Origin of the sequence: Pullulanibacillus sp. KACC 23026, from assembly GCF_029094525.1 — a bacterium.
Classification (GTDB): Bacteria; Bacillota; Bacilli; order Bacillales; family Sporolactobacillaceae; genus KACC-23026.
Genome location: NZ_CP119107.1, coordinates 3833582 through 3860576, shown reverse-complemented (window position 1 = coordinate 3860576; position 26995 = coordinate 3833582). Strand labels below are relative to the sequence as shown.

General features: G+C 43.8%; 20 protein-coding genes. 15 read left to right on the top strand and 5 right to left on the bottom strand.

Annotated elements, in window-relative coordinates:
* The first annotated feature begins 47 nt into the window (after positions 1-47).
* The 8 genes from PU629_RS17830 to PU629_RS17795 all read left to right on the top strand — a co-directional run bounded on the left by PU629_RS17830 (position 48) and on the right by PU629_RS17795 (position 13238).
* Entirely contained in the window at positions 48-1463 is a 1416-nt protein-coding gene (locus PU629_RS17830; protein WP_275281382.1) for a Na+/H+ antiporter NhaC family protein, read from the top strand.
* Positions 1464-1627: 164 nt separating this feature from the next.
* Positions 1628-2077 (top strand): Dps family protein, encoded by a 450-nt coding sequence (locus tag PU629_RS17825; protein WP_275281381.1) that lies wholly within the window; start codon positions 1628-1630, stop codon positions 2075-2077.
* 72 nt (positions 2078-2149) lie between these two features.
* Complete coding sequence (locus PU629_RS17820) at positions 2150-2587, top strand: peptidylprolyl isomerase (RefSeq protein ID WP_275281380.1); 438 nt, start codon at positions 2150-2152, stop codon at positions 2585-2587.
* A 155-nt stretch (positions 2588-2742) separates the two neighbouring features.
* Positions 2743-3258 (top strand): DNA-3-methyladenine glycosylase I, encoded by a 516-nt coding sequence (locus PU629_RS17815; RefSeq protein ID WP_275281379.1) that lies wholly within the window; start codon positions 2743-2745, stop codon positions 3256-3258.
* Positions 3259-3279: 21 nt separating this feature from the next.
* On the top strand, positions 3280-4110 hold the full coding sequence (locus PU629_RS17810) for a sulfurtransferase (RefSeq protein ID WP_275281378.1): 831 nt from the start codon (positions 3280-3282) through the stop codon (positions 4108-4110).
* A 224-nt stretch (positions 4111-4334) separates the two neighbouring features.
* Positions 4335-7841, top strand: coding sequence for a helicase-exonuclease AddAB subunit AddB (addB, locus tag PU629_RS17805; RefSeq protein ID WP_275281377.1), 3507 nt, complete (start codon positions 4335-4337; stop codon positions 7839-7841).
* A gap of 45 nt (positions 7842-7886) precedes the next feature.
* Entirely contained in the window at positions 7887-11636 is a 3750-nt protein-coding gene (gene addA, locus PU629_RS17800) for a helicase-exonuclease AddAB subunit AddA (protein WP_275281376.1), read from the top strand.
* A gap of 168 nt (positions 11637-11804) precedes the next feature.
* Complete coding sequence (locus tag PU629_RS17795; protein ID WP_275281375.1) at positions 11805-13238, top strand: NAD-dependent succinate-semialdehyde dehydrogenase; 1434 nt, start codon at positions 11805-11807, stop codon at positions 13236-13238.
* A 41-nt stretch (positions 13239-13279) separates the two neighbouring features.
* Here PU629_RS17795 and PU629_RS17790 read toward each other — a convergent pair whose 3' ends face one another.
* Positions 13280-14476, bottom strand: a complete 1197-nt coding sequence (locus PU629_RS17790; protein ID WP_481900455.1) for an ornithine--oxo-acid transaminase — start codon at positions 14474-14476, stop codon at positions 13280-13282.
* A gap of 264 nt (positions 14477-14740) precedes the next feature.
* Between PU629_RS17790 and PU629_RS17785 the strand changes: the two genes are divergently transcribed.
* The gene (locus tag PU629_RS17785) at positions 14741-15076 is read left to right on the top strand and encodes a DUF1516 family protein (RefSeq protein WP_275281373.1); all 336 of its coding nucleotides are present in this window, start codon (positions 14741-14743) and stop codon (positions 15074-15076) included.
* A gap of 689 nt (positions 15077-15765) precedes the next feature.
* Positions 15766-17616: an asparagine synthase (glutamine-hydrolyzing) gene (asnB, locus tag PU629_RS17780; RefSeq protein WP_275281372.1), complete on the top strand. Its 1851-nt coding sequence runs from the start codon at positions 15766-15768 to the stop codon at positions 17614-17616.
* A gap of 359 nt (positions 17617-17975) precedes the next feature.
* Here the strand turns inward: asnB and PU629_RS17775 are convergent, their stop codons facing one another.
* Complete coding sequence (locus PU629_RS17775) at positions 17976-18341, bottom strand: hypothetical protein (RefSeq protein ID WP_275281371.1); 366 nt, start codon at positions 18339-18341, stop codon at positions 17976-17978.
* Complete coding sequence (ligD, locus tag PU629_RS17770) at positions 18338-19264, bottom strand: non-homologous end-joining DNA ligase (RefSeq protein WP_481900454.1); 927 nt, start codon at positions 19262-19264, stop codon at positions 18338-18340. The genes PU629_RS17775 and ligD (PU629_RS17770) overlap by 4 nt, the downstream gene beginning before the upstream one ends.
* Before the next feature lie 131 nt (positions 19265-19395).
* Here ligD (PU629_RS17770) and PU629_RS17765 point away from each other — a divergent pair, with 131 nt between their 5' ends.
* The 5 genes from PU629_RS17765 to ku all read left to right on the top strand — a co-directional run bounded on the left by PU629_RS17765 (position 19396) and on the right by ku (position 23789).
* Positions 19396-19803, top strand: a complete 408-nt coding sequence (locus PU629_RS17765; RefSeq protein ID WP_275281370.1) for a Fur family transcriptional regulator — start codon at positions 19396-19398, stop codon at positions 19801-19803.
* 162 nt (positions 19804-19965) lie between these two features.
* A complete protein-coding gene (locus tag PU629_RS17760; protein ID WP_275281369.1) occupies positions 19966-20670 on the top strand; it encodes a L,D-transpeptidase in 705 nt (234 codons plus the stop codon).
* Positions 20671-20954: 284 nt separating this feature from the next.
* Positions 20955-21509: a hypothetical protein gene (locus PU629_RS17755; protein ID WP_275281368.1), complete on the top strand. Its 555-nt coding sequence runs from the start codon at positions 20955-20957 to the stop codon at positions 21507-21509.
* A 205-nt stretch (positions 21510-21714) separates the two neighbouring features.
* Positions 21715-22674 (top strand): non-homologous end-joining DNA ligase, encoded by a 960-nt coding sequence (ligD, locus tag PU629_RS17750; RefSeq protein WP_275281367.1) that lies wholly within the window; start codon positions 21715-21717, stop codon positions 22672-22674.
* A 149-nt stretch (positions 22675-22823) separates the two neighbouring features.
* A complete protein-coding gene (ku, locus tag PU629_RS17745; RefSeq protein WP_275281365.1) occupies positions 22824-23789 on the top strand; it encodes a non-homologous end joining protein Ku in 966 nt (321 codons plus the stop codon).
* A 49-nt stretch (positions 23790-23838) separates the two neighbouring features.
* Here the strand turns inward: ku and gntK are convergent, their stop codons facing one another.
* Complete coding sequence (gene gntK / locus PU629_RS17740; protein WP_275281364.1) at positions 23839-25383, bottom strand: gluconokinase; 1545 nt, start codon at positions 25381-25383, stop codon at positions 23839-23841.
* Between the two features lie 56 nt (positions 25384-25439).
* Positions 25440-26783: a GntT/GntP/DsdX family permease gene (locus PU629_RS17735; RefSeq protein ID WP_275281363.1), complete on the bottom strand. Its 1344-nt coding sequence runs from the start codon at positions 26781-26783 to the stop codon at positions 25440-25442.
* Between the last annotated feature and the right edge of the window lie 212 nt (positions 26784-26995).

Here is a 26995-nt window from a genome sequence, read left to right as displayed (position 1 = left end):
GAAGCTATTAGAAAAGTTTCTGTTTGATGAGAGGAGAGATTTCAAGCATGCACGCTTATTGGCTTTCCATTGTTCCATTTATAGTCGTTATTCCAATTGCGATCATTACCAAACAAGTCTTACCAGCCTTAGCCTTAGGGTTAGTGGTGGGTTCCTATCTGTATTCTCCCCATTGGATTGGCGGCATACAGGCAGCTGTTAACTTTGTGATCACCGCTCTAGTGGAAAAAAGTAACATTGAGATCATTTTATTTCTCTATATTTTTACTGGACTTGTTGGCATGATGAAGCAAACAGGAGGGATCAAGGGGTTCGTTAAGTGGTCAGCTGAACATGTTAAGACTAAGAAGCAAGCGCTCTTTCTCATTTGGATTTCGATACTCGGAACGTTTAGTTCTCCTTCCTTTCGAATGGTTACGATCGGACCCATTATGAGAGCACTTATCGATAAGGTGAATATTTCAGCTAAGGAGTTGGGCTATGTCATCGAAACAACAGGGACACCTATTATTGCCTTAATCCCTGTCGCAACCGCCTTTGTCGGGTATATGACCTCGATTATTAATGTCTCGTTAAAAAATAATCATATTACAGGAGACCCCTACCTCTTATTTATTCACAGCATTCCTTATAACTTTTTCTCTTTTTCAATCATTTTGTTAGGCATTTATTTTGGGTTCTTTCACCATGATCGAAAAAAGGTCAAGCACACAGCCATCCCTGAAAATGAGGTTCAAGCTAAGGCAAAGGGCTGGGAGGATTGCCATCCCGTTGTGGCTAAAGAATTACCCGCTAAATCGATTAATCTTCTAGTGCCTTTGATATTAGTGATCGTTCTCACGCTGCTTTTAACTTATATAAGCGGAGTTAAACATGGCGGCTCCGGCTTTCAAACCTTTATTAAAGCAGATGTATTAAATGCCATGCTTGTTGCTTTAATTATTTCCACCTTTCTGGCGTTTTTCTTTTATCTCATTCAGCGCTTTCGTCTCACGGATTTGATGAACGCCTTTTTTGAAGGGGCTAATAATCTGATGACGGTGGTTGCGCTCTTGAGTATCGTATGGGGGTTGTCGCTTGTTACCAATAAACTAGGATTTGCTACATTTGTAACTCGTCATGTGAGCTGGATTCCGCCTGCCTTTACACCGCCTGTTCTATTTATCCTCGGCGCCATGATCTCTTATTTCATTGGATCTTCTTGGGGGACATGGGGCATTCTGATGCCTTTGGGTGTGGCGATGGCCCATACATCAGGAGCCAGTCTTCCGGTCATAGTTGGAGCCGTTTTTGCGAGCGGTGCATTTGGGACGTTCTCCTCACCGCTCAGCGACGATACGAATACGATGGCAGGTGTCTTAGACTTAGAGGCGGTCTCCTATGCCCACTATAAGTTAAAGTCAGGATTGATTGCAGCAGGCGTTTCAGCAATAGGTTATCTTCTCGTCTCCTTTATCCATTAATCAACAGCACGCGCCTTAAAAGGGGCGCGCGTTGGTTAAAGTAAGCCTTCCTCTTTGATGATTAATGGTTCTTCGATTTTCGCCAATAGGTGATCACTTTTGCATAAACCATCTACAATCGTGTATTCTAATGATGATTGCACAACAAGAAGGAGCGGGTTTTTATGGAAAATCAAAAACTTATTAACTTTTTGAATCAAGAACTGTCGAACTTCTATGTGCTTCACGTCAAACTTCATCGCTATCATTGGTATATACAGGGCCATCACTTCTTTAATCTGCATGCTCTTTTTGAGAGCTTGTTTGAAGAAATGGCAGAGCGTATTGATACTTTGGCGGAGCGGATTTTGGCCATTGGCGGCAAGCCGTTAGCGACGATGTCTAAATTCTTGGACGAGGCGACGATCAAGGAAGCTCAGGCCGATGTGAAAGAAGATGAAGTGATTAGTCATCTAGAGTCTGATTTGAGTCAAATCGTCAAAGAGGTGAAAGAAACGGGCTTTTCTCTTACAGATGAAGCAAAGGACAAGCCTACTGAAGATCTCTTGATTGGATTAGTGGGAGATTTCGAAAAGCACCTTTGGATGCTTCAGGCCTATCAAGCAAAGAGATAAGGGATCGTTTAAAATAGAGGTGGGGGAGTACGTTCGCTCTCCCATCTCTTAAAACATGGAGGAGGAAGCAAGATGAAAAAAGGGTCTATTAAAATGGACAATGGTAAGGAAATTAAGGTGGAGTTTTTCCCAGAGGCAGCACCAAATACGGTTGCTAACTTCGAGAAATTAGCGAATTCCGGTTTTTATAACGGGTTGACTTTTCACCGCGTCATTCCGGGCTTTGTTTCCCAAGGCGGGTGTCCGATCGGTAATGGAACAGGCGGTCCTGGTTATACCATCAAATGTGAAACAGAAGGCAATCCACATAAGCACGAAGCAGGTGCCTTATCAATGGCTCATGCTGGTAAAGATACGGGAGGCAGTCAGTTCTTTATCGTTCACGATCCACAGCCTCATTTAAATGGTGTACATACTGTATTTGGTCGTGTTACAGAAGGTTTAGACACAGCGCGTGCCATGAAAGCCGGCGATGTGATGACAGAAGTAAAAGTATGGGATGAAGATTAACAGATAAAGCATCGAAGACAAGGACTCCACCCCTTTTTATAAGGGCTGGGGTCTTTTTTTGCGACTGGCGACCTGCTTTTGTAAAAAAGATTGTATAAAGAAGTTGGACTCGTTATCATGGAGATAAAGTATTCAGAGAAGGGAAGGATGACGTGATGCAGCGCTGCAAATGGGCACAAGAGGATCCGCTTCTCATCCACTATCATGATAAGGAGTGGGGAAAAGTTGAACGGAAAGATCAACCGCTATTCGAACTCTTTATCTTAGAGCTTTTCCAAACCGGATTAAGCTGGCGAACGGTGCTTCATAAGCGCGAGGCGTTTAGAGAGGCCTTTGATCAGTTTCAGATTGAGCGAGTGGCCGTGTACAATGAAGAAAAAATAGCAGAGTTGATGCAAAATCCAGGTATTATCCGCAACAAACGGAAAATAGAAGCAACCGTACATAACGCCAAAAGTGCGCTTGAGATCATTCGAAATTTTGGCTCGCTTAATTCGTTTTTTATGCAATTGCCGGATGATTTTGGGCAGAAGTTGAAGGTGATCAAGCGGCATTTTAAGCATGCTGGTCCATCGGTTCTTGAGAGCTTTCTTTTTGCGGCTGGCTACTGTGTGCCGCCGCATGACCCTGAATGTTTTCTATCACAGACTGAGACTTATACGGCTCAGTGATAAGGAAAGGTGGCTGGATCAATGAGTGAATTCATGACTGTCGAAGAGGCCTGTGAGCGGTTGAGTGATCCGAAATTAATCATTGTCGATTGCCGGTTTGATTTGGCAGATAAAGAAGCGGGAAAAAGAGCCTACGATGAGGGGCATCTGCCCGGAGCTTTTTATATGGATCTTGAGAAGGATCTTTCGGGTTCCGTCCAGATTCATGGCGGCCGTCATCCTCTCCCTGATTTGGAGATTCTTGCTCAGAAGCTTGGGACGATCGGGATTGATCAGACAAAAACAGTGTTGGTCTATGATGATCAAAATGGAAGTATGGCGGCGCGGCTCTGGTGGCTTTTGAAATTTTACGGGCATGAGGACGTTCATGTCTTAAATGGTGGGGTTTCAGCCTGGCTAGAACAGGGCTATCCTCTTACTAAGGAGCTTCCTGTCCCCCATCCGGTCCTCTTCAAACCTAATCCTAATGAGAATTGGATTATGGATGTAGAGGATGTGAAGAATCTGCCTGCTGGTACGCTTTTGATCGATGCTAGGGCCCCCGAGAGATATCGCGGGGATGTGGAGCCGCTGGATAAAAAAGCGGGGCATATTCCAGGGGCGATCAACTGGTTTTGGGCAAACAATCTTGAAGATGGAAAATGGAAATCGCGGGAAGCCTTGCGCAAACAATTTGAGGCTTTTAATAAGAAATCGATTACGCTTTACTGTGGGTCAGGAGTCACCGCATGTGCGAATTTCTTGGGGTTTACCGAAGCTGGCCTGACAGACCTTAAACTTTACCCAGGAAGCTTTAGCGATTGGATCAGTTATGACGATCACCCTGTTGCGACCGGTGAGGGGAAAGAATAATCAATGAATGAACCAGCCTGCGCTTCCTTTTTTAGGATGAGCAAGGCTGGTTTTATTAAACGGGAGGGCTCAAGCTGAAACGGGAGAACCGTCCCTGCGTTTCCATAAGTTTCATAGGTGAAACGGGAGAAGTGTCGCCCTGTTTCGCTTGTTTCAGTCTGTGCATCCGTGGGATAATGGTGAGAGGGAGTCTAGTGTTATTATTTTAAAAAGGGGGCGTCGTCTTGAGCCTTAATGTGATGATCGGGCGTTCTGGGACAGGAAAGACATCGAGAATTTTGGCTGCAATACATGAACAACTGATGCAGGATCCTATGGGGCCGCCGATTTGGATGATTGTACCCGACCAGATGACGTTTCATATGGAGCAGGCGATTAACGAGTTAGATGGGGTAGCTGGGATAACGCGGCTTCAGGTTTTTAGCTTCTCTAGACTGGCTTTACGGGTATTAGAAAACGCAGGGGGGGCGACTCGTACTCATTTGACCCCTGTCGGCATTGCGATGTTAATTCGAAAAGCAGTAGAAGATCATCGTGAAAGTCTGCGAGTCTTTAAGAAAGCGGCCGATCAAAGTGGGTTTTATGAGGTGCTTCAGCGCACTTTTAGTGAATTTAAACGATATGGTGTGACAGAGGAACTGTTAGCAGCCATGCAGACAGAGATGGAAGTGTCCGAATCATCCTCTTCACTTATTTTAGATAAACTTAAGGATTTGCAAACGATCTATTCATCGCTTAACCAAGCGTTGATTGGTAAATATATTGATAGTGATGATTATCTCACATTTGCGGCGGAAAAAATTAAGCAATGGCCAATGCTTAAGGAAGCAACGATTTTTATTGATGGCTTTGATCAATTTACACCGCAGGAATGGCTGTTTTTAAAGCCATTGCTCTGTGAGAGTCGGGAAGTGACTTTAACGCTCACTCTTGATGAGAGTCAAGACCCATCTGTTCCGTCTTCTCAGTTGTCTCTTTTTAAGCGGTCATCTGATACGTATCGGAAGCTTATGAAGGTTGCGAAGGAATGGCATCTATCGATTGAAAAGACGATCGTTCATAAAACGATGCGCCGATTCAAAAGTCCAATGTTAGCTCATTTAGAACAGGCTTTTGATAAACGCCCCTTTCAAACAACCGCTCTATCTCATGATGAATCGGTGATGATCATTGAGGCGGCGAATCGTCGAACGGAAATTGAAGAGATGGCGAGGCGGATTCAATCTCGAGTGATGAACGACAACCGTCGTTATAAGGATATGGCCATTTTGGTTCGCGATCTATCAAGCTATCAAGATTTGATCGAAACCATTTTTGCCGATTATAAGATTCCGATTTTTACGGATCAAAAACGCTCGATGCACCATCACCCTTTAATTGAATTCATCCGCTCTTCTCTTGAAGCTATTCTTCAGAATTGGCGTTATGAACCTGTTTTTAGGGCACTGAAAACGGATTTTCTTTTTCCTAGAGGAGAAGAGCTTCAACTCATGAGAGAGCAGCTTGATCAATTAGAAAATTATTGTTTGGCTTACGGCATCAATGGGAAACAGTGGAAGTCGCAAGAAAAATGGGAATACCACACTTTTCGCGGTTTGGAGGATCAGCCAAAGGCACGACAGAAGGACTTGGAATTGGCTCAAAATCTCAATCATTGGCGACATACCTTCACAGATCCGCTTCTTGCTTTTGAAAGAAAAATAAAGCAGGCAAAAACCGTTGAGGAGCGTTGCACAGAGCTTTATCGTTTTTTAGAAGGCCTTGAGGTACCTGAAAGAATTGAACGATTAAGAAATACGGCGGAGGCGGAAGGCCGTCTGTCTGATGCGAGAGAGCATGATCAGGCTTGGAATGCTCTTCTTGAAGTGCTTGATCAATTGGTCGAAGCAGCAGGTCAGGAAAAATGGTCGTTTGAGATTTTTACTAAAGTGCTTGATTCGGGTTTGGATCAATTAAAGTTCAGCCTCATTCCGCCTGCCCTTGATCAAGTGATTGTTGGCTCGCTTGATCGGACAAGAGTAGAGGGAGTTAAAGAACTCTTTATACTTGGAGTAAATGAAGGCGTGCTTCCGGCAAAACCAATGGAGGATGGGCTTCTTAGTGATGAAGAACGCCTTTCGCTTCAGGAGAACGGGTTTCAGCTAGCACCGACCGCTCGTGACCAACTGTTCTATGAAGAATTTCTTATTTACAAGGCGGTGACCAGCCCAAGTGAGCGGTTAGTCTTATCCTATCCGATTGCGTCTGAAGAAGGACAAGCTCTGATGCCCTCTTCATTTATTCGCCGAATGGGCTATTACTTTAGCGGTATAAAACCGGTATTTGTTTCGGGTGATCCGACTGAAGGGACCCCTGAGGAGCAGCTTTCTTTTGTCAGTTCTTCGATGCGTACATTAAGTCATACTTCAATGGCACTTAGAAGATGGCAGAACAGCTATCCAATATCCGATATTTGGTGGGAAACGTATAACTACTTCATGCTGTCAGAATCTAAGCGGAAGTTGGCTATTCGTATTTTAAGCAGCCGCTTTTATAAAAATGAAGAGCCTGCTCTGAAACCTGAGACGGCAGAAGCCCTTTATGGAAAGGACATTCAAGCCAGTGTTTCGCGGATGGAATTATACAACCGCTGCCCGTTTTCACAATTTGCAAGCTATGGATTGCGCCTAAAGGAGCGAGATGTCTATCGATTAGAGGCACCGGATATTGGCCAATTATTTCATGCTGCCTTGAAGATGATGACCGATCAGCTAAGGGAGAACAAGCGAGAATGGTCGGCCTTAACAAGTGAGGAATGCTTGAGTTTGGCATCAACCACCGTAGAGGCTCTAGCGCCTAGGCTGCAGCGAGAAATTCTGTTAAGCTCCCCACGCTATCATTATCTAAAAAGAAAGCTTGAAGAAATCGTTGGCCGTGTGGCGGTCATATTAGCGAAACATGCCTCTGTGAGCGGTTTTTCACCAATAGGACTGGAATTGCCGTTTGGTCCGGGGAAAGAGCTGCCACCGCTTACCTTCTCGTTAAAAAACGGGGGAACGATGCAGCTTGTGGGTCGAATTGATCGCGTTGACCGTGGTGAGAATGCCGAGGGTGTTTATCTGCGGATCATTGACTATAAATCTGGAAAGAAAAACCTAGACTTATCGGAAGTTTATTACGGGCTTGCTCTACAAATGCTTGCCTATCTGGATGTAGTGTTGACGCATTCCATGGAATGGCTTGGGGAAGAAGCTGAGCCGGCAGGGGTCTTGTATTTTCATCTGCACAACCCCCTATTATCGTTTAAAACACATCCAGATGCGGATGAATTGGAAAAGAGCCTATTAAAGGAATTTAAGATGAAGGGGCTGTTGATGGAGGAGAAGGACATGCTCAAGCTCATGGATCAAGGGATTGAGGACGGAGGCGGTCTCTCCCTCATTGCCCCCTTTGGCTTTAACAAAAATGGCTCCCTTCATAAAAGCTCAACCGTTGCAACAAAAGAACAATTTGATCAGCTCAGACAATATACTCGGCAGGTTTTTGAAAAAGTCGGCAATGAGATCGTGTCAGGAACTATTTCTATCTCACCGTATAAATTAAAGGATCGCATGCCCTGTACCTATTGCGACTTTAAGTCTCTGTGTCAATTTGATCCATCACAGCCGGGAAATACGGCCCGCGTATTAGATTCAGAAGATGATCGGCCACCGCTTGAGAAAATGATAGAGGCGCTTGGGATCTCTCATTAGAAAATAGGGCAATCAGACAGATGGAAGAAAGAGGGGAATGTTCAAATGACGGCATCGATTCTACCAAAACCAAAGAAAAGCCAGTGGACGGATGACCAATGGGAAGCCATTGTTGAAAAGGGACAAGACATCCTAGTCGCTGCAGCAGCGGGATCAGGTAAAACAGCCGTTTTGGTTGAACGCATCATTAAACGCCTCACAGACGCAAAAGAGCCTATTGATGTCGACCGATTGTTAATTGTGACCTTTACGAATGCAGCTGCAGCAGAAATGAGAGGAAGGATTGGTCAGGCGCTTGAAAAAGCCTTGAGCGCGGATCCAAATAATCCACGTTTAAGAGAACAATTAGTTCTTTTAGGTAAAGCCCATATCATGACCTTCCACGCCTTTTGTCAATCTGTTATTCGCAAGTATTATTATAAACTTGATCTGGACCCTGCTTTTCGGATCGCTGAGCAAACGGAAGCTGAATTGCTGCGGGAAGAGGTTTTGGAAAGTCTTTTCGAGACGTATTATGGATCGCCAGAGGAGCAGGACCTCTTTTATGCCCTTGTCGACCGTTACTCAGATGATCGAAGTGACCGGGACTTGTTTAAGTTCGTTCTTCAACTTTATGAGTTCTCTCAGAGTCACCCTTGGCCGGATCTCTGGTTAGACGAATTGGCCGAGCATTATGCTGTTTCCGAAAGTCAGACGTTGGATGACGTCCATTGGATTCCGAGTCTAAAGGCTTCGATTAAGGAAAAGTTAGACGGCTTGATCAGTGCATTAAATGTAGCAGAGGAGCTTGCACAAGAGCCTGGCGGACCAGCCCCTTATCTAGAAACCCTTGAGCAGGACCGGTTGCTGATAAGCCGGTTATTGGAAGCAAGCCTTGGTCCCTGGTCACAGTTAGCGACTGCTTTTGCAGAGATTTCTTTTAAGACTTTGAAGCAAGCTCGTGGGGCCGATTACGATGAATCGTTAAAGAAGCAGGTCCAAGCGATCCGTAAAGAGGTAAAAGATGGGGTTCAGGATTTGAAAGAGACTTGTTTTATGCAGTCGCCTGAAGATTATTTAAAAGATATAAATGAAGCAGCACCGTATGTCAGTCTACTTGTCAGACTTGTTAAAGAATTTCGCGATCAGTTTCGTCAGGTAAAACGTGAGCGGGGACTTCTTGACTTCAGTGATCTGGAGCATGATTGCTTGAGATTATTAAGAGATGAAGAAAGCTTACCTGGTGTTGAGAAACCGTCCGAAGTGGCGATGCTTTATCGGAATCAATTTGATGAAGTGTTGATTGATGAATATCAAGACACGAATCAGGTGCAAGAGACCGTGCTGTGGCACGTTTCTCATGGCGGAAATCGATTCATGGTCGGTGATGTGAAGCAAAGCATTTACCGGTTCCGTTTAGCTGAACCCTCGCTCTTTTTAGAAAAATATAAGACGTTTTCGAGTTCGACAGATGATGAGGGTCATGCACAAGGCAGACGAATTGACTTATCGCAAAACTTCCGCAGCCGAAAAGAGGTTCTAAATGGGACCAACTATATCTTTTCACAAATCATGGACGAAACGGTTGGTGAAATTGAGTATGACGATCGGGCGGCATTAAAATTTGGTTCCAGGGATTATGATGATACTTCCCATTCTGTAGAACTTCATTTAATCGACCAGGCAAGCAGTGCGGGTGAAGAGGATGAGGAAGGGGCAGAAACAATCGAATCCGCTCAAAAAATGGAGCTTGAGGCCCACTTAATCGCGACACAGATTGAAAATTTGATTGACCAAGAGTTCAAAGTATTTGATAAATCAGTTGGCCATGCTCGTGTCTTACACTATCGAGACATAGTGATCTTGATACGCTCGGCAAAAGGCACGGCATCTGTCATACAGGATGTGCTGAAGGAGAGAGGGATTCCGGCTTACGCGGAGCTCACAACGGGTTATTTTGAAGCCGTTGAAGTTTCCATTATGATGGCCCTTCTAAATGTCATCGACAACCCTTTTCAAGATATTCCCCTTGCGTCTGTCTTGCGTTCACCAATTGTGGGATTAAAGGGTGAAGAGCTTTCTGCTATCAGGCTTGAGGACCCGGATGCTTCCTATTATGAAGCGCTTAAGAAGATCATGCTGAATGCGGACCATCCTTTATATAGTAAGCTGAATGATTTTTACACACACTTACAGACTTGGCGTAATCAGGCAAGACAAGGGGCTTTAGCAGATCTAATTTGGTCTATCTATAGAACAACGGGGTATTACGATTATGTAGCGGGATTAGCGGGAGGCGAGCAGCGTCAAGCCAATCTGAAGGCGCTCTATGACCGAGCAAGGCAATATGAACAAACCACTTTTAGAGGTCTCTTCCGTTTTCTCCGTTTTATCGAACGCCTTCAGGAACGCGGGAGCGATTTGGGTGAGGCAAGGGCCTTGAGCGAGCAAGAGGATGTTGTTCGCATCATGACCATCCACAAAAGTAAAGGTCTTGAATTTCCGGTTGTTTTTGTAGCCGGAATGAATAAGCAGTTTAATAAGCGGGATGTTTACGGAAAAACCTTGCTTCACAAGTCGCTTGGCTTTGGGACCAAATTCGTGGACCCAGAGGCGCGCTATACATTGCCGACATTGGCTCATTCCGCTATCAAGCAGCAAATAGAAAGAGAAACGATTGCGGAAGAAATGCGGGTGCTTTATGTGGCGTTAACTCGCGCTCGGGAAAAATTAATGTTAGTCGGCACCGTTCCTGATGCAGAAAAAGCCTTACAGAAGTGGCGCTTATCTGCCCTTGAGCGCGGGTGGGTGCTGCCCGCTTACTACAGATCAAGAGGAAATCGTTATTTAGATTGGGTCGGGCCAGCTGTCCTCAGGCATTCAACTGCCAAGCTTTTTCATGATGTATCAGGTTATTCACCGCGTCTGGACAGCCCTGTTAGCACGCATCCCTCATCATGGTCGTGCTTTTTGCATCCGGCCAACACCGTCATTCGTCAAACGGACAAAGTGATTGAAAGTCGAGAAAAAGAGGTGCGTCTAAGTAAATGGTTACCTGTTGATCTGGACTCTTCGGATTGGGAAGAAGAGGTGACTCGCCGATTAGAATGGTCCTATCCCAATCTGGCAGCTACCATGCAGATGTCTAAATTAACGGTTACTGAGATTAAAAGGCAACAGGATCAATTCAGTGAAGGAGCAGGCGAACAATTAATTCGTCAATTTCGTCGGCCTATTGGAGACCGGCCAGCCTTCTTAAGCAAACAGGAGTCCACGGCAGCAGAATTAGGGACATTGACCCACCGCTTTATGCAATTGGTAACCTTAAGGCCGGGATTGACCATCGAGGAACTTGAGAAAGAGAGAGCGCGAATGGTTCGAGATGAGCTGATTCTTGAAGAGGAAGCAAGCCGACTGTTATTAGAAGAAGTGGCGGCTTTCTTCCAATCAGATGTTGGGGAGAGATTAGTGGCCTCCAATAAAATTATTCGAGAACAGCCTTTCTCATTAAAACTTCCGATTGAAGACATTCAGCCAGATTGGACAGGCGATGTGGAATCGATTATGGTTCAAGGGGTTATAGACTGCCTTTTTCTTGATGAGTCAGGGTGGAATTTATTGGATTATAAAACCGACCGATTAGCCGGCCGATTTCAAACCGAGCAGGAAACGGTCGAACATCTCCAAACCCGTTATCATGTTCCGATGACTCTCTATCGTCAAGCCATCGAACGAATCTGGAAACAGCCCGTTCAAGAGGTCGGTCTCTGGTTTTTTGATGGCGCCCGATATGTCCGATTAGAAAACGAATGCTAAATTGCTGAGGGGACAGACCTCTATTGAAAGAAAAGAGGTCTGTCCCCATTAATTGTTAAAGAGCGACTTGAAGAGGTTGTCCCCACCTATATTAAGCAGGGTTTTTCCACTTATCTGGCGAAAAAGGTATACTAGATAGGAAAGATTAGGTAGAAGGAGTGAGGTACCATGTATGATTACTTAAACTATATTGGTGGTAAATGGACGGGAGAAGGTCTTGAGAAGATCATCGTTAAGAACCCGGCAACTGGTGAAAAAGTAGGTACGGTACCTATTGCAGGGGAAAAGGAAACGGAGCAGGCCATCGAAGCAGCCCACCAAGCGTTTGCCGATTGGTCAAAAAGAACAGCTGAAGAGCGAGGGAATATCCTTAAACGCTTTTTTGAATTAATGCTTGAATACGAAGATGAGCTTGCCAAATTAATGACAGAGGAAAATGGAAAACCATATAAAGAAGCAATGGGTGAAGTGCGGTATGCCGCCTCCTTTGTCGAGTGGTTTGCCGAAGAAGGAAAACGAATTTATGGGCGAATCGTTCCTGGAAAAAGCGAAAACCATCGGATTAGAGTCATTAAACAACCGGTAGGCGTGGTTGGTGCCATTACGCCATGGAATTTTCCGGCCGCCATGATTACCCGAAAGTTAGCGCCTGCACTTGCTGCCGGATGTACGTTTATCGTCAAACCGCCCGAGCAAACCCCTTTGACGGCAATGCGTTTAGCTGAACTCGCTGAACAGGCAGGTATTCCAGAAGGTGTATTTAATGTCGTCTGCGGTAATCCAGAAGCCATTAGCAAGGCGTTCATGAAAGATAGCAGAGTTCGCAAAATTACATTTACAGGTTCTACTGAGGTGGGGCGTCTTCTTATGAAGCAAGGCGCTGAGCAAATTAAAAAAATGTCACTTGAGCTAGGCGGCCATGCACCGGTCATTATTTGTGATGATGCGGACTTAAACAAGGCTGTGGATATGGCTATTGCCTCTAAGTTTCGCAACAGTGGCCAAACTTGTGTATGTGCCAATCGGTTTTATGTTCAATCTGGCATTTATGAGGCATTTGTAGATCGCTTTTCAAAAAAAGTGGCGCAATTGAAGCTCGGAAATGGCTTGGAAGAAGGCGTAGAGGTTGGACCTCTCATTGATCAATCAGGTTATGAGAAGGTTGAACGTCAAGTGAAGGAAGCTATTGAAAAGGGAGCAACCTGCGTGGTAGGCGGAAAAGGGATAGCTGATGACGAGAAAGAAACGTATTTCTTTGAACCCACTGTACTTGCAGGTGTGACCGCTGATATGGAAGTCATGCATATCGAAACCTTTGGACCAGTAGCGCCTATACAAAAATATGAGACGGATGAAGAAGCGATCAGGCTTGCTAACGACACACCGTTTGGGCTTGCGGCTTATGTTTTTACAGAAAATGTATCAAGAGGAACTCGCCTAACCGAAGCATTAGACTACGGGATCGTTGGCTGGAATGATGGTGTCCCTTCCACCGCCCAAGCTCCATTTGGTGGCACAAAGCAAAGCGGACTTGGCCGCGAAGGTGGGATTGAAGGAATTGAAGAATACCTAGAAGTTAAATACATTTCATTATCAATATGAGTGAAAAAAAGAAGGGGGCTGCCCCCTTCTTTTTTATACTCTTATTGGTGGCCTAATACATCCTTAATTTGCTCAAAGGCCCAATCGAGTTCCTCTTCTTTTATAATAAGAGGCGGAGCAAAACGAATCACATTTTCATGCGTTTCTTTGCAGAGCAGCCCTTTCTCTTTCAAAGCCTCACAGTATGGACGAGCGGGTTCATTAAGCTCTACGCCAATAAATAAACCTTTACCGCGCACGTCTTTAATGATTGGATTTTTAATTTCTAGAAGGCGCTTGATAAAAGATTGGCCTAATACGAGCGAACGTTCAGCGAGCCTTTCTTCCTCAATGACCTCTAAAGCTGCGAGTGAAACGGCACAAGCAAGCGGATTACCGCCAAAAGTCGAGCCATGGGAGCCCGGTTCAAAAACACCTAAAATGTCGTCATTAGCTGCTATACAAGAAATCGGCATGACACCGCCGCCAAGCGCTTTACCTAAAATATACATGTCAGGAATGACCTCTTCCCAATCACAGGCAAACCGCTTACCTGTTCGGCCAAGACCAGTTTGAATTTCATCAGCAATGAAGAGGACCTGTTCTTGTTTACACCATTCAAACGCTTTTTTCAAAAAGCCTTCTTCAGGGATAATAATTCCGCCTTCACCTTGTATAGGCTCAACAAGGAAAGCCGCCGTGTTCGCGGTGATGGCTGCTTTTAGGGCCTCTAAATCCCCATAAGGAATCAACTTAACGCCAGGGAGAAGCGGGCCAAACCCGCGCTGATATTCAGGGCTCGAAGAAAAGGACACCGCTGCCATTGTACGGCCATGGAAGTTGCCTTCGCAGACAATGAGTTCAGCTTGATTGTCAGGAATGCCCTTAACGTCATAGCCCCAGCGTCGTGCCGCTTTGACCGCTGTTTCAACCGCTTCTGCACCTGTATTCATGGGAAGCACGCGTTCTTTATGGGTTAGACTCGCTACTTTCTCATAGAAGGGTCCAAGTTTATCGTTATGAAAGGCACGGGAGGTTAGGGTAACGCGATCAGCCTGATCCTTTAGTGCTTGAATAATTTTTGGGTGGCGATGACCTTGATTAACCGCTGAGTAAGCGCTTAACATATCCATGTACCGTTTGCCTTCAGGATCCTCTACCCACACCCCTTCTGCTTTTGAGACAACAATGGGAAGCGGGAGATAGTTTTTGGCTCCGAAGCGCTCTGTCTGGTCAATAATTTTTTCAGATTGATTCACACGGACACCTCTTTTCATTTTGTGCAGTTACAAAGTTTGATAGACTGCAGGTTAAATAAGGGAGAGCGGTTAAGAATGAGAAGACTTCGCGTTCCAGTCATCTATTCTAGCTGCTTTTATTATATCAAGCTTCTTTGTAAAAGCCTATTCGCTTGAGGCGAAAAATTCTGTACAAACCGTACGCCTTCTTGAATAGAAAGGGGTTACAGCTTGACTTTATTGCTATTTTGATAAAGAATGAATGTGACATAAGGAGGGGTAACCATGTGGCTTCAAGCACACGTTGGCTTTTGGACGTTAGCTTTAGTTTTGTTCGTAATCAGCTTGTTTTTAAGAGGGACAGCGCTTAAAGTCTTCCATATGATTTTGAGATTAATGTATGTGTTAATTATTATTACAGGGCTTTACCTTCTGTTCCATGTCTTTAGTTTATATGGAATCTGGGTCATTATTAAAATGATCTGCGGTTTGGGTGTCATCGTGACGATGGAAATGCTCCTCGTTCGCCGCAAGAAACAAGCTTCTACTGGAGTGATCTGGGTACTCTTAATCATCTTCCTAGCTCTTGTTTTTTATATTGGTTATGGGAAGCTGGGTTAATGAATTCCCTCGATACTTTCAAAATATGAATTAAAATGAAAAAAATTGACTTAAAAAAAACTCTGATGCAGCGGGTTTCCTTAACAGGTTCTCATCAAGAGGAGCTTTACCCAAACGAACAGAACGGATTTCAGACCATTTCCCAATCGGAATGGTCTATTTTTATGGATCGGAAGCCGCTTTAAAGTTTTTGTTGGTTTTCTGCTGCCGGTATGAGAATCATAGGCGGAGAATTTCCGGCTAATGTATCGAGAGAACGCTTGAGTAATAGAATAGGCGGAGATTTTCCGATTAATGACTCTAAACAAGAGTAAATCCAAGGGTTTGGATACATATAAACGGAAAAACTCCTTTTATTTTACGGGAAATAGGGGTATTTCCCAATTTAAGCGGAAAGTCTCCGTTTATTTTTCAAACCGATTTGGAGTGACCGGTTTACAATCGGCTGTCTTTTTATTTGGAGGGGAAAGACCTCTACTGAAAGAATCACTGCTTGAAGAGGTCTTTCCCCACCAATAATGGGAGGTTTAGTTGCTCGAAACGGTCTGTCCCTATCTATTCGTAAAGCCAGTCTGTCTAAATAGTGATTGGAGGTGAGCCCGCCCGTTTCGCACGCCTTTATCCATTCGTGCATATAGTGAAAACTAGGCAATTATCACAACATCTTTTTAAGAAAGGATTGAGTTGCGATGTGTGGTATTACGGGATGGATTGACTGGCACCGTGATTTAAGCCATGAACATAAACGATTAGAAAAAATGACAGCCAACTTACATCATAGAGGACCTGATGAGAAACAGGTATGGGTATCCCCGCGCGCCGCTTTTGGGCATGCGAGACTCATTGTCGTCGATCCTGAAAATGGTAAACAGCCGATGCACAAAACGGTAAATGAGCGTACATTTACACTTGTCTATAACGGTGAGCTTTATAACACCGAGGATATTAGAAAAGAGTTGCTTGTGAAAGGTCATTCATTTAAAGGTCACTCTGATACTGAGGTGCTTTTGACCTCTTATATTGAGTGGGGAGAAGCCTGTGTTGATAAATTCAACGGTATCTTTGCTTTTGCCATCTGGGATCATGCGAATGAAAAACTATTTATGGCACGGGATCGATTAGGGGTTAAGCCGCTTTTCTACAGTGAAGCGGATGGCCGATTCGTGTTTGCGTCAGAGCTTAAATCTTTGTTCGAGCATCCTGATATAGACCGTATCATCACACGTGAGGGACTTTCAGAGGTGTTTGGATTAGGGCCATCTCGAACACCAGGACATGGCGTTTACAAGGGAATCAGTGATCTGCGCCCTGCTCACGCTCTCACGTACTCCAAAGATGGTCTCAAAGTATGGCGTTATTGGAACGTCAAAAGTGAGGAACATACGGAATCGGCAGAGGAAACAGCGGAACATGTTCGTTTCTTGTTCCGTGATGCGGTTGAACGTCAATTATTTGCAGATGTCCCTGTTTCCACATTCCTGTCTGGGGGACTTGATTCTAGTGTTATTTCTGCGATTGCCGCCCATTACTACAAAGAAAAAGGGCTAGGGGCGATTGATACTTTTTCAATTGATTATCGCGATAATGATAAATTCTTTAAAAAGAGTAAATTCCAGCCCAATACGGATAGTGATTTCACTCATAAAGTAGCCGATTATATTCAGTCGAACCACCATGACTTGATTATTGGAAATGATGTGCTTGTTGATTATTTGAAGGAAGCAGTTGACCTCCGCGATATGCCTGGTTATGCGGATGTCGATTCCTCCTTATTATGGTTATGTAAAGGGATTAAGGAGCATGCAACTGTTGCGCTTTCTGGGGAATGTGCGGATGAACTATTTGGCGGTTATCCTTGGTTTCATAGTCCTGAGACATCCTCGAAAGAAGGCTTTCCATGGATGCGTTCTATTGAAGAGCGGCAAAAGCTCTTAAACGACCATTGGCAAGATAAATTAAACCTAAAAGAATACATGCTGATGCGTTATGATGAAACGGTTGCGGAAACGCCTCGACTTGAGGGAGAAACAGGTGTCGATGCCAAAAGGCGTGAACTTTTCTATCTGAATATGCATTGGTTTATGACCGCTCTCTTGGATCGAAAAGACCGGATGTCTATGGGAGCAAGTCTTGAAGTCCGTGTGCCATTTGCAGATCATCGTCTAGTGGAATACGTTTGGAATATTCCATGGGATATTAAAATGTATAAGGGACGTGAAAAAGGCATTTTAAGAAAGGCGTTTGAGGGCTGGCTTCCAGATGAGGTTCTATATCGCAAGAAAAGCCCTTATCCGAAAACACATGATCCTGGTTATACAAAGGCGGTTTCAGACTGGCTCAAAAAAGAAATCAGTAAACCATCTGCGCCATTGCTCGAAATTGTAGACCGGAAACAAGTTGAAGCGATTATTGAAACAAACGGTGATGCCTTTAAAGTGCCATGGTTCGGCCAGCTCATGATGGGACCACAGCTCATTGCCCACCTTGCGCAAATGAATTATTGGCTGGAAACACAAAGCGTAAAAATTGAAGAAGCGTGATGAACAGCCATAAGACTGTTGATCAGCCCCTAATTCAAGTGCTCACCCATTAATTGGGTGGGCCTTTTGTCATTTTGAGGAGTGGCGCTCTTTATTTCATAGGAACCAGTGATTCAGAAGAAAGAGCAGTCCTATTAGCAGGTGGATGATTTTTAAATTGATTTGAGTAATGAAAAAAGGATAGATTCAAGTCGTTTCAACCGATTGGATGATAATTAAACCGTCATGGGCAGTATCATTTATCAGGAATATGGCGAAAATTTCAGATACCGGCCCCTTTGCGGATGCCCAAGAGTACTGAAAGTGAAAAAAGACGGAATTCGTTCATGCAACAAGTCTTTAAAGACTTTTCTCATCAGCTATTTCGTGGCAAGGTCTGTTCCCCGATTATGGCGCCATAACCAATTGTGGAGAAAGTATTCCATTAAGGTGATTAAAATGGTGATGGATAATGCCCCGATCGTGGTGACAAGGGCTGCTGGGAACATCATAGAGCCGAAATAGACGACACACAAGGTGAGGATAAAATCAAAAATGGTGGTGATCCAATAAGTTCCCTTTGCGAAGAACAGCCACTCAAAAGCTGTATTGACAATGGCGACGAAAAAGCCAATAATCAACGCTTGTAAGACACTTTCATAATGGATTTGGTAAAGGCTGAACCAATCACACAAAATGACGATAACAGGAGATAAAACGAATTTTAAAATAACATTTGTTGTCATGATAAAGCTCCTTTCGCTTGATTTTTTTTAAGGATGGACAGAACTTGGTTAAATGGCTGATGATCTTTTGCTGAAAAGAAGTGAGCAAAGGGGCAGCCTTTCTGCTTAATCCGCTCCATCATGGATTGTATGGGAAATTGTTCGGGACGAAGACCGGGCTTAACTTCCTCCCAAAACAAGGGAGCAGCGACTAAACCGTCCTCATTCCCTCGAACAGTATAAGGAGCAACGATTGTTTTTCCTTCTGCGTGCTGAACAATATCGAGATAAAGCCTTCCTTTGCGATTTTTTTTGAGACGTTCTGTTGTAAAGGATTGCGGTTTTTTATTAATTAAAAAAGCGGCCATAAAATCCCCGAACAGCCGTGTTTCTTCATAAGAATAGGTATTTTCGGGCAAGGGGATATAGATTTGCAGCCCTTTATTTCCAGACGTTTTTATAAAGCTGATGATTTGAAGCTGGTCACATACTTCTTTAATTAAAAGGGCTGCGTCTATAGCTAAGTCAAATGCATCCCGGGAAGGAGGGTCTAAATCAAAGACTATTTCTGAAGGTCCCTTTGAATGGATCAATTGAAAGGGAACATGAATTTCAAGGGCCAGCTGATTGGCAAGCCAGTACAAGGTAGGCAAATCACCGCCAACAATATAATTAATGTCATGGATCAACACTGTTTTTATGAATTCGGGAGCATAATCAGGACAATTTTTTTGAAAGAAAGAAGGTCCTGAAGCACCATGAGGATAGCGAATAAGGGTGAGTGCCCGATCCTTTATAAAAGGCAAAATATATGGAGCTGCTTCATTTATATAGCGAAAATAATCCGCTTTAGTGACACCGCTTTTTGGCCACAGGATTTTAGAGAGGCTTGTAAGAGTCAAGGTTTGACTGTCAATGCTGACTTGGATATCACTTGGGTCCATGTGTGATCACACTCCTTCATTTAGTTTGAACATTATAAAGTAAACTATGTAGAAAATCCGACAAGAGCGGACATTTTTTGCTATAATGATATAGTGTTATTGATTACATGAGCTTAAAGGAGTTCTTATCCATGACAAGCACTGAAGCGCTCGAGCTTTTAAAAAAGAATGGATACAGCATTACCGATAAAAGAGAGAAAATTATACACTATTTTTTCGAGCATCCACGATATCTCTCTGTTAAAGAAGTCATTGATTATTTAAAAGAACTTTATCCGGGGCTCAGCTTTGAAACGGTTTACCGTAATTTAGCTTTATTCCGTGATTTAGGAATTCTTGAGGAAACAGAGCTAGACGGGGAGAAGCGGTTTCAAGTCAACTGTGAGGCAAGTCACCATCATCACCATGTGATCTGTCTTAAGTGCGGAAAGTCTAAAACCATCCAACAGTGTCCGATGTCACAGGTACCTGAGATTGAGGAATTTAAAATTGTTGAGCATAAGTTCGAAATTTATGGCTATTGCTCCGATTGTCAATAAACCCTTATAATTTTTGTAGGGGAACCTTTATTAAACCGAATAGGAAAAAGGTATAAGAAAAACTAAGGCTTTTACTAATCAGGACCTAATCATTCTTCAGTTTGTGGCTTTTTGAAAGCCATGTGAGTAGCCTAAGTTATTATAAAAGAAAGAGTGGACAAGATGTTATTAAAAAAGACAAGCTATTCCCTATTTGGGTTAATATTGATAAGTTTGCTCCTTTCAGGCTGCGGGATTAATAAGAGCTCAAATGCAGCTGATTCGAGTAAGAAAGAAGTTTCGACGCAAAAAGCTCACGCATCAAACTCAACTAGTAAGAAAGCGGAGCAAGCAAAGAGTCTGCCAACAACAAAAGAACTTGAGGCCGGCAAGGTGAATATCACTAAGTTGACGAATAAGCAATGGGAGAAGCTGATTGCCGGAACAAATTTCATGGGGCCAAGTGATGGCCCTTATCCAACCCTTGAAAAAGGTGAGGATGTGTGGATTGATGCGGATACGACTAAGGAACGCGTTTATATTATGAATGGAAATAAGGTCATTTACACCATGTTGACCTCTTCAGGGATTGATACGGAACCCGACACTTCTACTCCAGAAGGCACATTTTATGTACAAGCAGAGAAAGGACTCACTTTCTTCTCTGCATCCGAACAAGAAGGGGCCAATTATTGGACATCCTGGAAAAACCATGGGGAGTTTTTATTCCATAGCATTCCAATTGACAAGGACGGGAACTACATTCAGTCTGAAGCCGAGAAACTCGGACAAAAAGCCTCTCATGGCTGCTTCCGTTTGCCTGTTGATGATGCCAAATGGATTTATGAGAACATCCCTGAAGGAACAAAGGTCGTTATTCATAGTTAACATATACAAAGACTGATTCTGAAGCGACGAGCAGCGGTTTGGAATCAGTCTTTTTGTGCTTCGGGACAAGCCATCCTCCAAGAGATTTCCCTTTTCTTGCTTTCTTAAGTTCAGCCCCAGGATTCTTTCTAGTAAAGAATCCTCATACTTCCCTTTTCTTTTGAATACCTTTTATTAAGCAGCATGTCCAATATGGAATCCGATTGTGGACAAGGGCCTTGCCAATGATAAAATCCTGAACGTGCTGGGCAGAAGTGCTTGTGTTCTTAATGGAGGGAATCTCGATGAAAAAAAAGGAATTGATTTTTTTATTCAGTATTATGATTATTGCGATCCTCTATGCAGGTTGGCATGAAGGGTTTCTGACACACGCCCCAACCAAAAAAACGGTTCAATCGACGACAGCCAATCCAACTAGTTCACAAACAGCGAGCACACAAAAGGCAACATCCAAAAGTACCAAAGCGGCCACTGCCAAAACGAAAGTTAAAACGACTTTAGCAGTTGATGATCCTTTGCTTTCTTGTTCAACTGATCAATATGTGTGTGAAAAGGCAGTGCTCGCTTCAAACGAAGAATATAGTTATTCTGATTATATTTGGGCTAATGCCGGTGATACGATCACATTTGGCGGGGAAACGACCGGTAACAGCTCGTTCAGTCTATGGATTGAGAGCGAGGATGGAAGTTTCAGTTCAGATGTTAATGACGTGAAAGAAGGTTCGAAAGGGGAATTCACCCTTGAGGCACCATTTGATGGGAATTTCCGAGTGGTCCTTCAGCATCAAAAAAACGACAGTGCGGTAAATGCCTATATTAAAGATCCGTGGTCCGATTAACCGGCTAAGTTACCCGCTAATCTGGAAAAAAGGGAACGTTGTCACCTCATCAGCATGATGCGGTCACGATGTTCTTTTATTTTTTGATGAGCGGCTTTGGAGTTGGGATCAAGGATTTTTAAGACCTGCCGCCTTTTCTCTTATCATACTTTCCTAAAATAAATGTCAAACTAGAGTCAAGGAACACGAGAGGGGACGAAAGCAGATGGAACCGGTATTTCCCATGGAACCTGTATCGAGTCATGCCATACCTCAAGGGGGTCAATGGCTTGCTCAAGTAAAATGGGATGGTGTACGCATTTTAACTTATGCTGAGCGAGGCCATGTCCGTCTATTCAATCGAAAGAAGAATGAACGGACGTATCACTATCCGGAGATTACGACCTTTGACTTTTTTGCTGCCGATTCAGTCATCTTAGATGGAGAAGTGATTGCAATGGGACAAGATGGGATTCCTTCCTTTCATGAAGTCATGCGCCGTGATGGCCTCCGAAACCTTTCTAAGGTGAAGGCCGTTCAGCCCCTTGTCCCTATTTCATATATGGTGTTTGATATCCTGTACTTAGACGGCAAATGGGTGACAGATCTTCCATTAGTCGAGCGCTTGGCTTTAATAGAAGAGAGGTTAACCCCAACTCCCTATGTTCAAGCTGTGACAGCACAAAAGGATGGTGAAGCGCTCTTTGAAGTCATGTCTCAATACGGGATGGAGGGCCTTGTCGTTAAAGACGAATCCTCACCCTATCTTATAAATGAGAAAAAACCAACCTGGCAAAAAATCAAAATTAAACGGGATGTCAATGCTGTTGTTGGCGGTTATACTCTAAAAAACGGTGTGGCCAACGCCCTTTTGATCGGACTTTATGATGATCAGAACCGACTTTGGTATATTGGTCATGTTGGCACGGGGAAGTTAACGAAAGCGGAATGGCGCGACTTGACTACTCATTTAAAAAGCTTTGGTGAAAGCGAGGCGCCATTTGTTAACCCTCCTGGTCAAACCTCGGATACTTATTGGGTCAGCCCGAAATGGGTCTGTAAAATTCATTTTGCTGAATGGACAGAAGGCCGTTCTCTTAGACAGCCTTCCATCCAAGCTTTTTTGGAGATCGACCCAAGAACTTGTACTTTTCAAAATGAAGCTCCGGAAATGCGGAAGGGTTGATCGCGAGCATGTTTACGGTCATAAGAACTGACAAATAAAATTTTAAACTATTCGCTGGGGAAATCCACGATAGCCGATTTTTTCGCTGAAATAGATTGATCGAGGATTGCTCAAACTAAGACAGACTCTAAGTAAAAAGGAGAGATAGGATGCACACGATGTGGAAGGGGTCGATCAGCTTTGGGCTTGTCCATATCCCCATCAAGTTATATGCTGCAACGGAGTCAAAAGATGTGTCGTTCCGCACCCTGCACGATGTGTGCCATACCCCGATTCGTTACCAAAAGTATTGTCCGGAGTGCGACACGGTTGTAGAAAACGACCATTTAATAAAAGGCTATGAAGTTTATCCAGGTGAATTTGTCACCATTACCGATCAGGAATTACAAGGACTTAAAGGCGATGTCATTAGAGCGGTAGACATCCTGGATTTTGTCGATTTATCCGAAATTGATCCAGTCTACTTTAATCGTTCTTATTTTGTCGGACCTAATGAAAATGGCGGTAAAGCTTATGCCTTACTTCGACAAGCTTTGAAAGAAACGAATAAAATTGGACTCGCTAAACTAACCCTTCATTCTAAGGAACATTTGGCGGTTGTCCGTGTCTACAAAGAAGGTCTTATGCTAGAAACCATGTATTACCCCGATGAAGTTCGCCCTGTTAATCAAGTACCAGGGCTTGAACAAATGGGCGAGTTCGATGAAAAAGAGCTGACAACCGCTAAGCAACTGATCGAGCAGTTGACAACAGCTTTTGAACCTGAGAAATACAAAGATACCTATCGGGAGGATGTTCAGCATCTTGTCGAGGAAAAACTGGCGGGGCATGAAACGACGGCACCGAAGAAGGCGCCTGCTAGAGAAAACGTCGTCGATTTACTTGCAGCTTTACAAAAAAGTGTGGAGGAAACTCGTGGAAGCACGCCTGCACAACCCACACAAGCACCGCCTAAAAAAGCTGTTCCTTCTGCCAGAACAGCCGAAGCCCCTTCAACTGCTGAAAGTGAGGCTCCACCAAAAAAGTTACTTGCAGGAAAGATGGCTTCAGCCTCAACAGAACTGCCAAAAAAGAAAACCGCTAAGACCTCTCACAAGAAAAAAATTGGTCTATAAAGAAGAAAAGCCTTGTCGTGATCGACAGGGCTTTTAATCATGGCTTTATTTAGCCGAGTGTTTTTCTCTGGAATTCAGAGATACGGCTGTATTCATCATCTAATTTTCGATAAAGGCTAAGGTAAATCGGAACAAGTTCTTGATAGATGGCTACATTTTCTGGGATAGGGTGGTGGCGGTGGGTATCTCCAACCATGTCACTCACGACAGTCAACGTATCCACTTTTCCGAGTGCATATAAGCCTAATATGGCAGCGCCTAGACAAGAACTTTCAAAGCTTTCCGGGACAATGACCTCTTGATCAAAAATATCGGCCATCATTTGCCGCCAAAGTTCAGAACGAGCAAATCCGCCTGTTGCCAGTACTTTCTTAGGCTGACCAATTAATTCCTCGAGAGCAAGGAGCACGCTGTATAAGTTATAGATGACCCCTTCAAGAACAGCACGGATTAGATGCTCTTTCTTGTGATGCATCCCTAAGCCAAAAAATGATCCGCGTGCGTTGGCATTCCAAAGAGGGGCCCGCTCACCAGCAAGATAAGGGTGAAAGAGGAGACCGTCGGATCCAGGTGAAACTTTTGAAGCAATCCGTGTCAGTACTTCATAAGGATCCATTCCAAGGCGCCCGGCTGTTTCCACTTCTGAAGCGGCGAGCTCATCACGAACCCAACGGAAGGTCATCCCGCCATTGTTAACAGGTCCGCCAATGACCCAATGATTCTCAGTTAAGGCATAACAAAAAGTTCGGCCTTTAGGATCAGTAATCGGACGATCAGCAACCGTTCGGATGGCACCGCTTGTCCCAATCGTAACAGCGACGGAGCCAAATTCAATGGCATTGACCCCAAGGTTCGATAAGCAGCCATCGCTTGCTCCTAAAATGAATGGAATATCCATCGCAAGACCAATGGATTCCGCCATATCTGGTTTAAGGCCTTTAAGATAGTGGGTGGTTGGAACAGGTGTTGATAATTGTTCAGGTGTTACTCCCGCCACTTCTAAGGCTTCAGAATCCCAGTTGAGCTCTTTTAGGTTAAAGAGGCCGGTTGCTGAAGCAATCGAATAATCAATGACGTACTCATTGAACAGCTTGTAGAATACATATTCTTTTATGGAGATGAATTTGGCAGCTTTAGAGAACAGATCTTGTTTCTCATGGCGCATCCAAGTTAGTTTAGATAATGGAGACATGGGATGGATCGGTGTCCCGGTTCTGAGATAAATCTCATGCCCATTCATCTCATTTTTAATTTTCTCGGCCCATTTTTCACTTCGATTATCCGCCCAAGTGATACATTGGGTGAGCGGTTTTCCTTTTTCATCGACTGCAATCAGGCTGTGCATGGCTGAACTAAAAGACACGCATAGCACTTCTTCAGGTTTTACGCTGCTTTTATTAAGCGCCTCTTTCATGGTACCGAGTACAGCTTGATAGATTTCTTCCGGATCTTGTTCGGCCGTGGATGGATTAGGTGTTGAGAGCGGATAGCCAATATTATGTTTGGCAACGACTTCCCCTTTTTCTGTAAATAACACTGATTTTGTACTCGTTGTGCCGATATCGACACCAAGAATATACATAGATGGACTCATAAGTGTCCCTCCTTTTGAAGTTTCAAATGAACAAGTAAAGGCTATCTATCTTAGAACTAATTAATAAGACTATAAATCAGGCAGACCATGATAAAGCCTGATAAAGAAATAATGGTTTCCATTAACGTCCAAGATTTGACGGTGTCCGGAATGTTCATGCCAAAATAACGGTTAATGAGCCAAAAACCTGAATCATTGACATGGGATAGAATCGTGGAACCTGATGCAATCGCAATGACAATCAAGCCAAGCTCGGGCTGCGTCATGTGCCAGCTTGAAATAACCGGTGAAATGAGGCCGCCCGCTGTAATCATGGCAACGGTTGAGGAGCCTTGTGCAATTCGGACGCCAGCAGCTACCAAAAATGAAAGCAGGATGGGAGGCAATGGCGAGTAATCGACTAACTCGGCTAGAATATTGCCGATCCCTGAATCGATAAGTATTTGTTTGAAAACCCCGCCTGCTCCGATAACTAAAATAATAATGCCTGCTGGCTCCAGTGCTTTCGTTGCGATTAATTGCACTTGTTGAGCAGAAAACCCCTTTTTGATCCCAAGAAAGTAAAAGGCTAAGAGTGTTGTAATAATAAGTGCTGTAAAGGGATGACCAATAAACGTTAAAATTTCTCTGACGGTACTGTTTTGTGGAAAAATGGCCGATGAAAATGTGTTAATTAAGATCAACCCAATAGGCACTAAGATGAGTGAAACAACTAATAGATAAGAGGGTGGATCTATACTGGCCGGTTTTTCTTCAATAGGGATATAGTCGGGTATCTGAACATCTATTTTAGATGCGATAAAAGTTCCAAAAAGCGGTCCTGCTATCAGCATTGCAGGAAGTCCTGCCAAAGAGCCAAACAAGATCACCCAGCCAAGCTTAACGCCGATAAGATCCGCAACCGCTAATGGGCCGGGTGTAGGCGGGATGTAATTGTGAGCCACTGACAACCCTGCGAGTAATGGAAGTCCGTAAAAGAGTAAGGAACGCTTCGTTTTTTTGGTTAGATTATAAATAATGGGAACCAAAATGATAAAGCCCACTTCGAAGAATACAGGAATCGCAACGATAAAACCAGCAAGTCCTAAGGCTAGGGGAGCTCGTTTTTCCCCAAATAACCCGATCATTTTTTCGGCGAGACCTTCTCCACCACCAGAGACTTCAAGGATTTGTCCAAACATTGCCCCAAGACCAACTATGATTGCCACAAACCCTAAGGTATCCCCTATCCCTTTCTTAAAAGAGTTAATAATGGTGTCCAAAGGCATACCAGAAGCAATTCCAAGCACCAAACTAACTAAGAGCAGGGCAGCAAATGCATGTAATTTTGCTTTAATAATTAAAAGCAGCAACAAAAAGATCGATAAAAATGCGATAACAAGTAAGTAGGACTGAGACAATCAAATCCTCCTTTATGTAGGTAAAGCTCTCAGGTTTCCACCAATTTAGAGTGGTGTCTGAAGGTCTTCCCTTATCAATACGAATTAAGAGGTCAGCAAAAGGCTCCTTGTTAGAATGACCAGAGGTGAATGAACCCATTCCTCTAAAGGTTTTTAGTACCTCTTATTCTGGTTATGATAAAGGCTCGTTGTTTAAGTAAACGAACCTCCTC